The organism is Williamsia soli (assembly GCF_017377795.1).
GTDB lineage: Bacteria > Actinomycetota > Actinomycetes > Mycobacteriales > Mycobacteriaceae > Williamsia > Williamsia soli.
Window position 1 is genome coordinate 492155 of the sequence record NZ_JAFRDR010000003.1, and the last position, 15115, is coordinate 507269.

Annotated in this window: 15 protein-coding genes; 5 read left to right on the forward strand and 10 right to left on the reverse strand. The window is 64.1% G+C overall.

What is annotated here, in order from left to right; genetic code table 11:
* Nucleotides 1-330: 330 nt before the first annotated feature.
* The 3 genes from J3S28_RS10730 to J3S28_RS10740 all read right to left on the reverse strand — a co-directional run bounded on the left by J3S28_RS10730 (nt 331) and on the right by J3S28_RS10740 (nt 1591).
* Entirely contained in the window at nt 331-759 is a 429-nt protein-coding gene (locus J3S28_RS10730; protein WP_207840333.1) for a hypothetical protein, read from the reverse strand.
* Nucleotides 760-1001: 242 nt separating this feature from the next.
* A complete protein-coding gene (locus tag J3S28_RS10735) occupies nt 1002-1223 on the reverse strand; it encodes an MbtH family protein (protein WP_084837346.1) in 222 nt (73 codons plus the stop codon).
* 95 nt (nt 1224-1318) lie between these two features.
* A complete protein-coding gene (locus tag J3S28_RS10740) occupies nt 1319-1591 on the reverse strand; it encodes a hypothetical protein (RefSeq protein ID WP_207840335.1) in 273 nt (90 codons plus the stop codon).
* Between the two features lie 360 nt (nt 1592-1951).
* Between J3S28_RS10740 and J3S28_RS10745 the strand changes: the two genes are divergently transcribed.
* From J3S28_RS10745 to J3S28_RS28715, 4 genes are all read left to right on the forward strand, one after another.
* On the forward strand, nt 1952-3022 hold the full coding sequence (locus tag J3S28_RS10745; protein ID WP_207840337.1) for an ATP-binding cassette domain-containing protein: 1071 nt from the start codon (nt 1952-1954) through the stop codon (nt 3020-3022).
* A complete protein-coding gene (locus J3S28_RS10750; protein ID WP_207840340.1) occupies nt 3019-3834 on the forward strand; it encodes an ABC transporter permease in 816 nt (271 codons plus the stop codon). The genes J3S28_RS10745 and J3S28_RS10750 overlap by 4 nt, the downstream gene beginning before the upstream one ends.
* Before the next feature lie 416 nt (nt 3835-4250).
* Nucleotides 4251-5132, forward strand: a complete 882-nt coding sequence (locus tag J3S28_RS10755; RefSeq protein WP_372435993.1) for an ABC transporter permease — start codon at nt 4251-4253, stop codon at nt 5130-5132.
* A 21-nt stretch (nt 5133-5153) separates the two neighbouring features.
* Nucleotides 5154-6545: a wax ester/triacylglycerol synthase domain-containing protein gene (locus tag J3S28_RS28715; RefSeq protein ID WP_207840342.1), complete on the forward strand. Its 1392-nt coding sequence runs from the start codon at nt 5154-5156 to the stop codon at nt 6543-6545.
* A gap of 42 nt (nt 6546-6587) precedes the next feature.
* Here J3S28_RS28715 and J3S28_RS10765 read toward each other — a convergent pair whose 3' ends face one another.
* Genes J3S28_RS10765 through mftE form a run of 5 tightly spaced genes read right to left on the reverse strand, consistent with a single transcriptional unit; the run spans nt 6588 to nt 11529 of the window.
* Nucleotides 6588-7013: a PPOX class F420-dependent oxidoreductase gene (locus J3S28_RS10765; RefSeq protein WP_207840343.1), complete on the reverse strand. Its 426-nt coding sequence runs from the start codon at nt 7011-7013 to the stop codon at nt 6588-6590.
* A gap of 47 nt (nt 7014-7060) precedes the next feature.
* Nucleotides 7061-7945: a glycosyltransferase family 2 protein gene (locus tag J3S28_RS10770; protein WP_207840345.1), complete on the reverse strand. Its 885-nt coding sequence runs from the start codon at nt 7943-7945 to the stop codon at nt 7061-7063.
* 40 nt (nt 7946-7985) lie between these two features.
* Nucleotides 7986-9305 carry a mycofactocin system GMC family oxidoreductase MftG gene (gene mftG / locus J3S28_RS10775; RefSeq protein WP_207840347.1) on the reverse strand — a complete coding sequence of 440 codons (1320 nt, stop codon included), beginning with the start codon at nt 9303-9305 and terminating at the stop codon, nt 7986-7988.
* Nucleotides 9302-10804 (reverse strand): mycofactocin biosynthesis glycosyltransferase MftF, encoded by a 1503-nt coding sequence (gene mftF, locus J3S28_RS10780; RefSeq protein WP_307797026.1) that lies wholly within the window; start codon nt 10802-10804, stop codon nt 9302-9304. The genes mftG and mftF overlap by 4 nt, the downstream gene beginning before the upstream one ends.
* Nucleotides 10801-11529, reverse strand: a complete 729-nt coding sequence (gene mftE / locus J3S28_RS10785) for a mycofactocin biosynthesis peptidyl-dipeptidase MftE (RefSeq protein ID WP_207840349.1) — start codon at nt 11527-11529, stop codon at nt 10801-10803. Before mftE ends, mftF begins: the two co-directional genes overlap by 4 nt.
* 279 nt (nt 11530-11808) lie before the next feature.
* Between mftE and J3S28_RS10790 the strand changes: the two genes are divergently transcribed.
* The gene (locus J3S28_RS10790; protein ID WP_207840351.1) at nt 11809-12900 is read left to right on the forward strand and encodes a CaiB/BaiF CoA transferase family protein; all 1092 of its coding nucleotides are present in this window, start codon (nt 11809-11811) and stop codon (nt 12898-12900) included.
* Between the two features lie 79 nt (nt 12901-12979).
* Here the strand turns inward: J3S28_RS10790 and J3S28_RS10795 are convergent, their stop codons facing one another.
* Both J3S28_RS10795 and mftD read right to left on the reverse strand, forming a co-directional pair.
* Entirely contained in the window at nt 12980-13783 is an 804-nt protein-coding gene (locus tag J3S28_RS10795; protein WP_207840353.1) for a mycofactocin-coupled SDR family oxidoreductase, read from the reverse strand.
* 133 nt (nt 13784-13916) lie between these two features.
* Complete coding sequence (gene mftD / locus J3S28_RS10800) at nt 13917-15104, reverse strand: pre-mycofactocin synthase MftD (RefSeq protein WP_207840355.1); 1188 nt, start codon at nt 15102-15104, stop codon at nt 13917-13919.
* Nucleotides 15105-15115 lie beyond the last annotated feature (11 nt).

Here is a 15115-nt window from a genome sequence, read left to right on the forward strand (position 1 = left end):
CCGAGCAACGGGTTAGTCCAACAGTAACCACGCGAGCGGGCCGCGGTTAACAGACACGCGATATGGCGTGTCTATCTGTGACCTATCGACCAGGCTGTCACACGCGTTACAGGAGTTCAAAGCGGCCCTGGACCGGTTCCGCGATGCAGCTGCAAGCTGCACCAACTTGTAGTTCTCTATGCTAAATATCCCTCATGAGAGGCAATACCGAACAGCAGAGATACCGCAAACGCCTGTCGTGCAATTGAATGGGTCACACACCCGGCTCATTGGAGACAAATCAAACAACGGTAGGCCGCGTGTGCGGCGACGACTCGGTCGGACGACGGCTTATGCGCTCGACAACCGGCTGGCGATGACGCGGAGGTCCATCTCGCTCGTCCGATTCGCACGCACGGGCTGACGCGGCGGCTCGGTGGCCATGTCCAACTGGTTCAAATCGGCGCCGATCCGGGCCAACGCGGCGTCTACGACCGAGGCCACGACCGCTGAATCGGGTTCCGAACCAAGGTTGGGTATGCCGGCAAAGATAGCCGCCACCACGGCCGAGCGATCGTCCATGTTCTGACTGCGGGTGACGGGCATCATCAGGTTGATGGCGGCCAACAGATCGCGGTAGTTGAGCCCGCGGGCGCGGTACCGGACCACAACACGATCCGGCGTCACACGAGTCAGTCGTGACACCGCTTCCGGCAGCTGAGCCAGGGGCACGGCGAACTCCGCGGTGACCTCTTCGTTCCGGACTGTGGAAATAGCCATCTGCTCACCAACCTGTGCGTGTACCCCGACCCCAATTGGGCCAGCGTAGCTATATTCACAGTACCCGAACGAGAAGGGAAGAGAGAATGGCTAAGCTGTTACACGATTGAAGTGTGATCCACGCCACACTCAGCGTCCGCTGGGCGCTGACCTGCGAAAACAGACTCGAGCCACGACCGATTGCCGCACATCTGATGGTGCGGCAACGTCAAACAGTAATGATCTTGACGATCAACTGTAACTTACTTCGCCGAATCTGCTTCCATCGCATCGATGAGGCTCTGCGGCCGCAGATCCGTCCAGTGCTCGTTCACATAGTCGAGGCACTCCGAGCGAGACGCTTCGCCGAAGACCTTGTTCCAGCCCGCAGGGATGTCGGCGAACGTAGGCCACAGGGAATGCTGATTCTCGTCGTTGACCAGCACAAAGAAACGGCCGTCTTCGTCATCGAATGGGTTGCTCATGGCAGACCCTCCTGTCGTGTCTCGCTTCGCGCAGCCCACGACGAGCCCGCCGGATGGTCACCGACGCCCAGGCACCGGGCGTAGGCAACCGCAGGTCAGACCTGTTGTGGTTCTGCGAGAACCATCATTGCTTGAATACGTATCGCGGTAAGCGTATCCGCGAGCCCCTTCGGTCCCGCAACCGCCAGTCCCGGAACTGCCGTCATCAGCGCGACGGTCAACGCGGAATCGTCGATACCGGTTTCACTGGCCATCGCGATCGCGGCGCTCTGCGCGCGAGCCTTCAATTCGCCGAAGCTCACGGCGTGGTCGTTGTCGCGGCTGATCACTGCCGGTTTGTCCCGCGCAGCGTCCGCCGCCGCGAGCACCAGCTGAGTGAGGGTCCTAGTACCCCGATCGCGAAATCCACGTTCGTCGGGTCGGGCCGACGGTCCCCTGCCAATATGGCGGAGCTGCAGTACCACAACGCCCTCCCATCTCGCCTCGTGCGTCGAATGCGACCTACGAAACACGTTCTCGTTGATCGGTGACCTGCATTTGCCCCAACCCAGGTCACCAAACTATAGCTATTGCTCGACCTTTGAATACCAATTGGCCGACATTACATTCACAGAGACGATATCGCCGTGTCGCCGCGTAGTGTTACGCCGGGATTTCTGCGCTAGGTTCGCTATGAATCGGCAGGGGCGATCGCATCGCCATGCGACCATGACGATGACGGGACGGACATGCAAGCGAGGCGAGGCCGAGTTACGGGAACCAGCAGTGCGCGGGACGAACCGGCGACAACAGCGTTCGCTTCTGCAGACGACGGGCTCAGGGGCGCGGGCGGCAACCGCCGGACGAACAGCGTCGTGGCGGACGGTCTGGTCAAACGGTTCGGCACCTTCACCGCGGTCGACGGAATCAGTTTCGCGGTGCCGACCGGAACAGTCCTTGGTTTGCTCGGCCCCAACGGTGCCGGCAAGACCACCACCGTCAACATGCTCGCCACTCTGCTCACACCCGACGGGGGTAGCGCCCACATCGCCGGCTACGACGTGGTGAAGGATCGCGCGTCGGTCCGAAAGTCCATCATGCTGACCGGCCAGTTCGCGGCCCTCGACGAGTCGTTGACCGGCCGTGAGAACCTCATCCTCTTCGGCCGGTTGATGGGTCTGAGGAAAAGCGACGCCCTGACCCGCGCCGACGAGTTGCTCGAAGCGTTCAACCTCGTCGAGGCCGCATCGCGGCGGGTCGGCAAGTTCTCCGGCGGTATGCGCCGGCGGATCGACATCGCGTGCGGACTGGTCGTCCGTCCGGAAGTGGTGTTTCTCGACGAGCCGACCACGGGCCTCGACCCCCGCAGCCGTCAAGACGTGTGGAACATCGTCACGTCGTTACGCGAGCAGGGCATCACAACCCTGCTCACCACCCAGTATCTCGAAGAGGCGGACCTCCTCAGCGACAACATCGTGGTCATCGACAAGGGCAAGGTCATCGCGGAAGGCACCGCGGGAGAACTCAAAGAACAGGTCAGCGGCACGTTCTGCGAGGTGGTGCCCAGCTACCCCGATGACCTGAAGAAGATCAAGGCATTGCTGTCCGACCTGGTGCCGCCCGACCAGATCCGCATCGACCTCGCCCGGACATCGCTGACCCTCCCCGCAGTCATGGCGACCCAGACCCTCGTCGAGATAGTTCGGCGCACAGACGCTGCCGGGATCGAGTTGACCGACGTCGGCCTCCGACGCCCCTCGCTCGACGACGTGTTCCTCAAACTCACCGAGGGCCCAAAGGCCACCGGAGCGCGCCCATGACGACGCTGACCCCGGCCCGGGTCGTGTCGTCCGGCGACAACCATCCGACGGTTCGTCCTGTTCGGCAGTGGCTCGCACTGACGACTCGTTCGCTGATCGGAATGAAACGCCGCGGTGAGTTCTTCCTGTGCGTGACGGCGCCCGTTCTGCTGACGATCTGCTTCTACATCCCGCTGCGCACGATCATGGACGGTTACCCGGGCATGAACTACGCGCAGTTCCTGATGCCCGTGATCTGCCTTCAATCGGTCGGCTTCGTCGCGACCTCGGCAGCGATGCGCGCGGCGACCGACGGCAGCCTCGGGTTGACCAACCGGCTCCGCAGCATGCCGGTCAGCGTGATCGTCCCGCTGATGGCCCGATTGTGCGCCAATGTCGTCCTGCTCGTCATATCGCTGAGCTGGGCGCTGATCTCCGGCCTGGTGATCGGATGGCGCCCGGAGGCCGGACTGCTGAACTTTCTGGGGTTTCTTTCCGTGTCGATGGTCGTGGGGATCATTCTCGCGTTCGGCGCAGACACCATCGGAGCGATCAGCAAGAACCCTCAGGCGACCAGCCAGGCGCTCGCTCTCCCCCAGTTGATCCTCGGAATGCTCTCGACCGGGTTCGTTCCGGAGGAGCGCTTTCCCGACTGGATCAGGCCCTTCGCCCGTAACCAGCCGATCTCCCAGTTCGCAGAACTGATGCGTGGCTTCGACAGCGGGACCGCGACCTGGGACATGGCCTTGCCGTCGGTGTGCTGGGCCGCAGGTATCGCAGCGATCGGCATCATCGGAGGAGCCTGGGTGACCATCCGGAGCAGCAGGCGATGAGCGACGCAGATGTCGACCGCCCGGGCGGCGGCTGGAGTTCTGAGCCTCGCCGCCCGCGGCATCGTGGCGACGACGCCGCGCAGAGCGATCATTGGTGGCGGACGAGCGATTCGGCACCTCGAACGCGCCGGCGAGCCTCTCCCGATGACGAGCCCACCACACGCCTGGACATGTCGAAGTCCCGACAAGAGATCCGTGGCATCGGTTCACGCCGAACCATGGTCGGGCCGTGGACCATGCTCTCTCCCGGAGCCGCGACCTCGGACTGGACCGCCGAACAGATCGCGGAACGGCATGCAGAGGCGACAGCCGGTGTCGGCCAGCGCGTCGACCGCCAGGTCACCACGTTCACCGATCGTGGGTCGCTCGACTATGTCGAGTTGTCTCCTGAACTGCAGCAAGCCGAGACAGAGCGGCTGGATCTGGGTCAGATCGCCGCCCGAGCCGCAGAGGCGGACGCCGCCGAACATGCCACATCGGGCCTGGCGACCCGGTTCCCGTCGGCCGCGGAGACCGACGAACGCGGACTCCGGGCATATCTCCGGCACACCAAGATCCTGACCGGTCGACAGCTGCGGGTCGTCACCCGCGACCGGCTCACGCTGATGCAGAGCATGCTCTTCCCGCTGCTGAGCATGGTGATGTTCAAGGTTGTGCTCGGTGATGCGATCGGTCAGGCGACCGGACAGAACAGCGCGTACGGCACCGTGCCCCTGGTTGTGCTGGTGGGGGCGATGTTCGGCTCGCTCGCTGTCGGGACCCGGTTGATCAGCGAGCGCAGAACCGGTTTGCTGACAAGGCTTTACGTCATGCCGGTACACCGCGGGTCCGACCTCACCTCCCGCGTCAACGTCGAGATGGTCAGGATTCTGGCAAGCACGCTCGTGCTCACCTCGGCAGGAATGTTGATCGGCTGGCGCTTCAATCAGGGCATACTTCCCGCGCTCGGGATCTTCGGTGTCGCGTTGCTCTACGGAGCCGCGTACTCGACCATTGTTCTGACGCTGGCGGTTTCCGCTTCGAACGCTCCCCTGGTTCCGATCATGTCGCTGTGCACCAGCCTGTTGATGTTCTTCAACTCGGGCTTCTCACCGATCGAGGCCTATCCCGAAGTTCTTCAACCGCTCGTGCGCAACCAGCCCATGACATGTGCGATCGAGACCATGCGCGCGCTCGCGACCGGGGGGCCGGTCGCGGAGAACCTGACCAAGACCGTCCTGTGGGCGGTCGCCGCACTGTTGCTCTTCATCTACCCCGCGATGCGCGGGTACCGTCGTGCCGCAGCTTCGAGAACCTGACGACGGCAGAACGGCGATGACGTGAGACAGATCAACGGTCGCGACGCGGTGTTCCTGTATCTGGGCGACGACGGGTCCGCCTCGACTGTTCTCTCGTGCAACGTCGTCGAGAACCCCGACGGTCAACCTCTCCAGATCACCGTCGAGGACATCGCCGCCTGGGCGCAGGTACGCATCCAGATCAGTGATCTCTTCCGGAGCAAGCTCGTTCGACTCCCTGGCGATTTCGCGCTCCCGTACTGGATGCGCGATGCCGACTTCGACATCGGTGACCACATCGAGATCCATCGGTCCGGTCGCCGCGACTGGGGTTCGGTACGCGCGCAGTTGGCCCGGCTGGCAGACGCGCCACTCGATCTGCGCCGCCCACCGTGGAAGTTGCATGTCATACCCGACATCGAGGGATTCCCAGACCGCGACGGACTGGTCTCGTTGGTCGCATTCCACTGTCATCACGCCGCCTTCGACGGTATGACGCTCGGTCTGATCTCCACGCAGATGTTCGGGGACGAGAGGCTCATCCGCCCCGACGAGGTCGTCGGCGAGGCGGTCGTGTCCCGTGCTGCCTTGATCCGGCGTGAGAGCGCCCGATTGCCTGCTGTCGCGTACCGGTTCATCCGCGGCGCTCACACCGCCTTCCGCGATGCCCGGCAACGACCGTCCGACACTCCGTCGGTTCCGGACACTGCCTGGCCCGTCACCCGCTTCAACGGCACGTTCACCGGGCCACGTACCGCGGACCTGGTTTCTCTGCCGCGTGACGAAGTCCTCGAATTGAAGTCGCGCGTCGAGGGCGTGACGGTCAATGACCTGATGCTCTCCGTCATCGGCGAAGCGCTCGCCGGCTATCTCGCCTCTCACGGCGAATCGCCGCAGGCCTCACTGTCGTCGTTGGTTCCGGTCGCCACCAGATCAGAGAGACCGTCGAACACGCTGAATCAATTCACATTCATGGTCGCGAACATGCACACAGACGAGCCCGACAGGGCCGTGCGTCTGAAGAACATCGCAGCCGGCACCAAAGCCGAGAAGGCACGTGCGCTGGCAGCACATGCCGATCGCACGGACAACGCGATGGTGGAGGTGACTCCCGCTCCCGTCCTGCGCTTGCTCGCCTACCTGGGTCGCCGCAGCCGACGGCGTCGCACAGCCCAGACACGGGCGCCGTTCAACACCGTGGTGTCGAACGTACGCACACCTGACATCGAACGAAAAATATTCGGTTGGAACATCGTCAACGGTTTCGCCATTCAGCCCATCGCGACCGGGACGACACTTGCACATTCGGTGCTGAACCGGCAGAACATGATCAACATCTCGATCACCGTCGACGGATCGGTGATGCCCGACACCGGCGACTACTGCGATCGTGTTCGCGAATCATTTCGGGAACATCAGAAGGCACTCTCCTGAGTCGTCCCGGACAGTGTGGCAACTACCCGCGAGCGTGCTCGGTCAGGCCGTGGCGTCCAAGGAGGCAATGACTTTCGTGGGCCGGATCCAGATCACCAATTCCCCGGGTACCCCGTTTCGGTCGCCGAACTCCTTCGCCCGATCGGCACCCATGTATCTACCGCCGCACGCCGTCGCGATCCGATGAACCTCGGCAGGATCGTCGCTGACCTCCGCAATGCCCTGTACCTGGACGAACGCGTACGGCGGCTCCTGTAGGTCGACGCACATGACAAGTCTTCCATCGCGGGCGATTGCTTTGCCCTTGGCCGTCCCGGCACCGGTGTTGAATGCCAGACGATCGCCGTCGACCACGAACCAGACCGGGGCCACCAAGGGGCGGCCGTCGGTCGCCGTGTAACCGAGATGCCCGGTCCGCGTGCCGGTCTCGAGAAAGGTCCGCACTGCTGGATCTGTCAGAGATGTCATACCGGCAGCCTAACCGGCGTTGCATCCCGGTGGCCATTGCCGCTCGATCATCGATGCGCCCGCGGCGTCGGCCGGTTGTCGGCCGGTTGGCGCAACATCCGCAGAGAGAACGACTCCGTTGCGGGATCGTAGGCCCGAAAGGGGATCCACTGCACGAGATAGAACGGCATGGCCACCAACAACATCTGGATGATTGCCTTACGGCGGCGATCGGGAAGCCCGTGGACCCCAAACGTGCGTTGATCCCTCAAGCAGTAACGGAAGTAGGGCCCGACCGGGGTCAGGTACCGGCGACCGGAGATCGTGGCGTCTGCTCCGGGGATGAGTCCGATGTGAACACCGTTGCGTTCGATACACAGGGTCAGATCGAGGTCTTCGAACACATCGTCGCGCATGCAGCTCATCGGGCGCGCAGCGTCCCACGCCGACTTGGTGATGACCATGTTCGACCCGAAAAGCCTTGGTGTGTCGGCCCGCTCTCCTGCCGCAAGCTTCATCCTGGTCTGCTCGGTCAATGTACGATGTGAGCGTCGGAATCGTTCCTGGAATGGCAGGTCGTACGCGGTGCACATACCCACGCCCGCTTCGTAGGTGTCGCCGTGTGCGGCGAAGAAGTCGAGGATCGCCTGCGCCCACGACGGGTTCACCCGAGCGTCGGCGTCGATGCGAGCCATCAGCTCACCGCGCGCACTGTCGAAACCCACGGTGCGTGCGAACATGACACCCTGCTGCTTCGCCTCGACACGCCTGAACTTCTGGCTGATCTGCGTGAACCCCTCGACCACCTTTGCCGTGTCATCGGTCGAGTTGTTGTCGACGACGACAACCTCGTCGATCAGCGAGATCTGGCTCAGCAAACTGTCCAGGCATCCCCGTAGGGCCTCGGCTTCGTTGTACGCAGGAACGACGACCGATAGTCGGTATGTGGTCACCAGACCAAGCTAACGACACGGCCAGGTGAATGCACGTCACTCACGCGATGGATTCCGCGATCTGCCAGGCGACCATCATCACCGTCGCGTGTGGCCCGCTCGATCCGGCGGTCGGCAGGATGGACGCATCCACGATGCGCAGCCCCGGCATCTCCCCGACTCCTCCGAGCCAATCGGTGCGCACACCCATGGGCATCGTTCCCCAGGCATGTTGGGAGGTCCGGATCACCGGTTCGATCCGCGGCGACCCCGGTTGCACCAGTGTCTCGAAGTCATCTCCGCCGAGCATGGAGACGACCTGTTCCGCGCAGCGGCGAATCTTGTGTTCATCCTCCGAGGACATCTCACCGAGGTCGACGCGCAGCCGCGCCACCGGATCCCACGACATCGATCCGGAAAGCTCGGGGTGCATGAGCGCAACGCCGAATGCGGGTGACGAGGGCGGCAGACCATCGATGAATTGTGCGAAATCGTCGTTGTAACAACGCACTTCCACACCATCTGCCGTGTGCAGCACGGACTGGAGCAGCGCCCTGGCAGGTTCAGGGCGGCCACCGGAGGCCGTGAACCGCACCAGTTGTTCACGATGCTCCCAGACCTCGACGCCTTCGATCTCGACCACTTCCGATCGCGCCAGGAGCTCTGCCGTGCCGAGGGTTCCGGCGCACAAGATCACCTCGTCGGCCGAGAGCACCTGCTCCCCTACCACGACGCCGTTGACGCGACCACCTGCCCGTCGGAGCCCGACGACCTGGGAATGGGTCAGCACTCGCACGTTGGGCCTGGCACGCGCCTTCTCCAGCAGGCCCGCGGCAGAATGCCGCGACCAGCCGTCACGATTGGAGCGGACCCGCACGATCCCGACATCGGGCCACGGCGACGTCCCCGTGTCGAAAGTCTGCTTCTGCCAATATTTTTCGAAAGCGTGGGCGTACGAATGCAGTTCGTCGTCGGCGAACAACGACACATTCATGACCCCACCGCCCGGACTACCACCGTCAAGATGGTCGTAGGCCTCTTCGATGGCGCTCATCGGCCACATCTGCGGCGACCAGCCGTCGAAATCGGCCCGATGCCAGCGAACGAAGTATCCACCGTTCACGGCTGAGGACCCGCCGAGCCCCCGCCCTCGGGGTAGGTCGAACCCCTGCTGACTCGGGTAATGCACGACCCGGTCCGAACCCACCCCGATAGGAAGCCGATCAAGCCGAAGTGAGGAAGCAGACGGGGCGCCGGCGCCGGCCTCGAGCACGATCACCTTGCGTTCCGGTTCACGCGAGAGACGCTCGGCGACAACACAACCACTGCTACCGGCGCCGACCACGATCACGTCGGCACCGGCGTCTGCTGCAGCGGTCACCCGACTCCGCTACGTGTTGCCGAGGGTCGCGATTCGGTGGTCACCGAGTTGCTGATCCTGGGGTAGAGGGCATCGGCGCTACGGCCGGCAAGCGCCCCCTGCCACAGCCCGGCGCCATAGGCGAGATCATCGAGCCGCTTGAGCGCCATGAAGCGCCACCACCCGACCCTGGCACCCGGTTCGGGATTCAACAGTTCCAGACGGACCCACTCGTACGCCGCCTCACCGACCGCCACCGCCAGCAGCAGGGTCCGAAAACGTTTGGACACCAAAGCAAGCAGGAACGAGAGCGGCCAATAGTGCCGACACAGCGCGGATGCTGACTGCAGCAATCCGAAGCCCACCGACTGGGCCGTCAGCTTCGCTGCCATGCGTGCCGCGTCCGGCATCGGCGACACGCGTTTGTGGAGCCGCCCACCGATCACTCCGAAGACGACGAGTGCAGCCAACACCCCCCACGCAGTCCCGGTCACGAGGGCGGCCATGGCGGCAGCCATCGGGACGGTCAGGGCCAGCGGTGCTCCGAGGCCGGGGTGGCGGCCGGACAGCAGTGCGGCACCGGTGCCGTAGTAGCGCTTGCGATCGAGACTCTTGGACAACCGGCTGCGATGGTCGTGGGCGACGGTCGCGATCGGGTCGTACCGCAGTGACCAGCCACGCTCGTGCAACCGCCAGCACAGGTCGACGTCTTCGGCGACCTCCATGGTCTCGTCGAAACCTTCGAAACAGCTGCGTCGCATCACCATTGCGGCACTGGGTACGAACGGGATGCGTGAGCGCGGGGCGATGGGGCCTTCGCGGCGGCCCATGTCGAGCGAGGAACACAGCGCCTCGTACCGCGAGGTGGCGCCACCACCGGATTCGAGAGCCACGATGCGCGGCGCCACGAGCGCGACCTTGGGGTCGGAGAAGTGCCCCACCAGTTTTGTCAGCCAGTCGTGCTCGGGAACGACGTCGGAATCGAGGAATGCCAGCAGTTCGGTGTCCGCCAGCGCGGCCCCACGGTTCCGGGCGGCAGCAGGACCCTCGCTGCGCTCGGTCCGCAGCACCGTTGCCCCTGGGGCCAGGACCGGTACCGCTGAGCCGTCGTCGACTATGACGACCCGGTGTGCGGTCAGTCGAGGGAGCAGCCGGTCGATCCCGGCTTGGTTGTCCCGCACGGGCACAACCACCGTGATGTCGGTTTCGGAAGGTCCGAACATGGGCCGCGGGTGGCCCACCCCGGCGTCCAGCAACTTGCGGGCGAGCTGTGAGGTGAGCCGATTGTGCACCATCAGCCTGCCGTCGGCGTCGAGCAGTCCGCCGGCCACCTCAGAGAGGTTCAGTAGCCGCAGTGGTGAGCCGCCCACGATGTGACGTCGGTCGTCGGACACGGTGCAGTGCGGATCGATCTGAACCTGGAAACCCGTCGGGGGTAACGCAGACCCCGGGTCGACACCCACCGCCGTCTGTTCTGCCGCAGCCGTGGCATCGCGGCGGTTGTCCTGATCAGAGATCACCGCAACATTCCCATCGCGTCGGGGTGCCAACGTTCGAGTGCCTCGGTCAGTCGCGCGACCATCTCGTTCAACATTCGCCTCCCGTCGGGGGCCGACGCCTGCGTCGGATCGCCGAGAACCCCGTTGCCACTCACTGCTGCCACACCCCCTGAGCGCATCGCTGTCATCAGCTCCGACACCGGCGCCACGTTGCCACGTACCATCGATTCCTGCCGCACCGCCTCAGGTGAAAGATGCAGCAGCAGGGATGTTTCGGTGAAACCCGCGTGCGCATCTCCCCCTGGCGCGCCACAGCCGTACCAGGCAACCTCACGGCCTTCGTAACGCAACTGTTTCACCGCGTTGGCCAGCACCGATCCGTTGCCACCGTGTCCGTTCACGAACACCACGCGTTCAGCCCAGCGGCACGCACTGCGACCGTACTCCACCAACAGCGACATCAACACGTCCCGGCCGATCGAGATGGTGCCGGGAAACCCTTCATGCTCCCCCGCCGCGCCGTAGTTCAGCGCAGGCGCCACGAGCAGGTCGGGGCCTCCGTCGCGCGGGGCAATGCGGCCCGTTCCGACAACGGCCTCTGACACGGCCGTCGCGATCCGGACGTCGGTATCAAGGGGCAGATGGGGACCGTGTTGCTCAATGGAACCCAGTGGAACGATCACGGTTGCGCGGCGCCCGTCCAATTCGGTCCAGCTCTCGAAACCGAGTCCGCCAGACGATGTCATTCGGACAATGCTAGCCCGTCTGTGTCGCGGTCTGAAGGGTTTGCCTCGGCGAACCGAAAGGCCTAGCTCGACCCGAGCATGTAAACGAAGGTCGACCCGAGCAAAGGAGACGAAGCCGGAGGCGGAGCTCGACCCGAGCAAAGGAGACGAAGCGAAGCGGAGCTCGACCCGAGCAAATGCTCGGTACCTGGTTTACTGGGGAACCGACTGTACTGGTTTGAAATCATCATGCGAGCGAGCAGCGCAGGTGGTCAACCACTCGACGATGAGGGGCGACACATGGCAAAGAGCGGACCGCTGAGCGGGACAAGGGTAATCGAGTTCGCAGGGATCGGACCCGGACCGCACGCGGCAATGATGCTGGGCGATCTGGGCGCCGAGGTGGTGCGCATCGAGCGCCCCGGCAAGCTCCCGCAAGACGGCCAGGTGGCCGACCAGCTGCTGCGCAACCGCACGATCGTGGAGGCGAACCTCAAGGACCCCGTCGACAAGGAGGCGATCATGAACCTGATCGCCAAGGCTGACGTCGTGATCGAGGGTTTTCGTCCCGGTGTCACAGAGCGACTGGGGTTCGGTCCTGACGACGTCGCCGCAGTCAACCCGCGCATCGTCTACGGCCGGATGACAGGCTGGGGTCAGGACGGACCTCTTTCACAGGTGGCCGGCCATGACATCAACTACATCTCTCTGACGGGCCTGCTGCACGCGGTGGGGCGCGCCGAGGAACGGCCGACGCCGCCGCTGAATCTCTTTGGTGATTTCGGTGGTGGATCGATGTTCTTGGTGCAGGGAATCCTGGCTGCGCTGCTGGAACGAGAGAAGTCCGGGAAGGGCCAAACCGTTGACGCCGCAATGGTCGACGGGGTCTCCGTCCTGGGTCAGATGATGTGGGCCTGGCGCGGAACCGGCTTCTGGGGCGACAAACGCGGCGCCAACCTCCTCGACACCGGCGCGCCGTTCTACGAGGTCTACGAGACCGCTGACGGCAAATACTTCGCCGTGGGTGCCATCGAGCCCCAGTTCTACGCTCTTCTCCTCGACGGCATGGGCCTGACCGACGACGAGACCCTGCCCCATCAGCTCGACATGCCTCAGTGGCCGGCGATGAAGGTGCGGTTCGCAGAAGTGTTCAAGTCCAAGACCCGCGACGAGTGGACCGCGATCTTCGACGGCACCGATGCCTGCGCATCGCCGGTCCTGGACTGGGACGAGGCGACGCAGAACAAGCACCTCGCCGCGCGACAGACACTCATCGAGGTCGACGGGGTCACGCAACCGGCTGTGGCACCGCGCTTTTCGCGCTCCGTGCCGGACGTTCCCGCCGCGCCGGCCCGCGCCGCGACAGATCCGGCGACCCTCTGGCTCGACTGATCCCACAGATGCACATCGTCCGGTCATAGGCACACGTTGCAACGTGTGCACATGACTGGACGGTGTGCTTTTGTGTCTGTCAGATCTTGGTCGCGCCCATGTCGACCTCGATCGACGACGCGGTGATGAACCGGGCCTTCTTCGAACACAGGTACATCACGGCGTCACTGATGTCTGCGGACTTGGCCATCCCGGGCAGGATCGGCAGGAAATGTGGTTGGTACTCGGGCATCTCGAAGACCGCGAATGCGTCGGTGTCCTCGATACACATCGGGGTGTCGACTCCGTACGGGTGAACGGTGTTGACCCGAATGCGGTGCTTGCCCAGTTCTTTTGCCGTGGTGTGCGACAAACCGACCAGGGCATGCTTGGACGCCGAGTACGCGGCCTGCATGGGCATCGATTTGATACCCGCCACCGAGGAGATGATCACGATCGACCCTCCGTTGTCCGCGTCGATCATCGCCGGGATGGTGGCCTTGAGGGTCTTCCAGGTGCCGTTCACGTTGACGTCGATGACGTCCATGAACTGGCTCTCGGTCAGCTCGTGGACCGCACCCCAGGTGAGCACGCCGGCGTTCGCGATCACGTAGTCGAGGCGGCCGAACTGCGCCACTCCGTCGGCCACCAACTGCTGCTGCGCGGCGAGATCGCGGGTATCCGCTTGGATGGCAAGGATGTTGCCGCCGGCTTCCTTCACCAGGCGAACCGTCTCCTCGAGGTCCTCAGGTGTGGCGGCCGGATATCCGATCGCCGTGATCTCCCGACAGACATCGAGACCGATGACCGAGGCACCCTCTTCGGCGAACTTGATCGCGTGACTGCGACCCTGCCCGCGGGCGATACCCGTGATGTAGACGACCTTGCCGTCGAAATCTCCCATAGCAGAACTGTAACGTGTTCTAGTGGCGCGTGGCCAGGTTTGGTCCCGAGAAACACACCCACCCGCTCCGGTCAAGACCAGGGGGCCGGAGACCACTGGGTGTGACCGAAACGGGTGGGTGTGCGGTGGAGATCTATGCGGTGGTCTCGCCGAACCGCTTCTCGAAGCCCTCGGGGATGATGATGTCGTCGCGAGTGAGCTCGTGAATGCTCTTGCGGCCCAGACCCATCAGAGCGGAGTCGATACCGCCGCGGAGGATGTCGAGGACGTTCTCGACGCCGGTCTGGCCGTTGGCGCCCAGGCCCCACAGGTAGGCGCGACCGATCATGACGGCGTCGGCGCCGAGGGCGAGCGCCTTGACGACGTCACTGCCGCGGCGGATGCCGCCGTCGAGCAGCACCTGGATGTCGCCGCCGACCGCGTCGGCGATGGGTCCGAGCATGCGGATGGTGGCCGGGGTGCCGTCGAGGTTGTTGCCACCGTGGTTCGACACCGAGATCGCAGTGGCGCCGATGTCCACGGCGCGCTTGGCGTCGTCGAGGCGGGTGATGCCCTTGACCATGAACTCTCCGCCCCACTGCTCACGCAGCCAGGCCAGGTCTTCCCACGACGGGGGCGCGGTCTGCATCCACTGTCCGTAGGCGCCGAAGAACGTCGGACCGGTCTGCCCCTTGTCGACGACGTTGGGTGCGGTGAGGTCCGGGATGGTGAAGTTGCCCTTGTTGAACCAGTCCCAGGCGTACCGCGGCCGGGCCGCGAGTTCGGGCGCCAACTTGAGGAGAGCTTTGAAGTCCACCTTCTCGGGGATCTCGGGGCTACCCCAGTCCCGGCCCATCGAGAAGGACCAGTCTGTGGTGACGATCAGGCCTTTGGCGCCGGCTTCGCGGGCCCGCTCGGCGCGCTTGAGGATGTCCTCGCGGGAGTTGAGCCAGTAGGCCTGGAAGAAGATCTTGTCGTTGACCGCGGTCACTTCTTCGATGGGCTTGCTGGCGAAGCTCGACAGTCCCATCGCGGTGCCGCGGGCCGCAGCGGCGCGTGCGACCGCGACCTCGCCGTCTTTGTCGACGGCCTGCACGCCGGTCGGCGAGATCATCACCGGCAGCGAGATCTCTTGTCCCATGATCGTTGTCGAGAGTTCGCGCTCGGCGCTGGCACCGACAACATGCGGGGCGAACCCCAGTTCGGAGAAGGCCTCGACGTTGTCACTGAGCGTGACACCTTTTTCACTGCCGGCGACCAAGGAGGAGTACACCGACTTGGGCAGGCGTTTCTTTGCCCGCCGCTGGGCTTCTAGAACTGTCTCGAACCAGGGGTTCGCCATCGCCATATTCC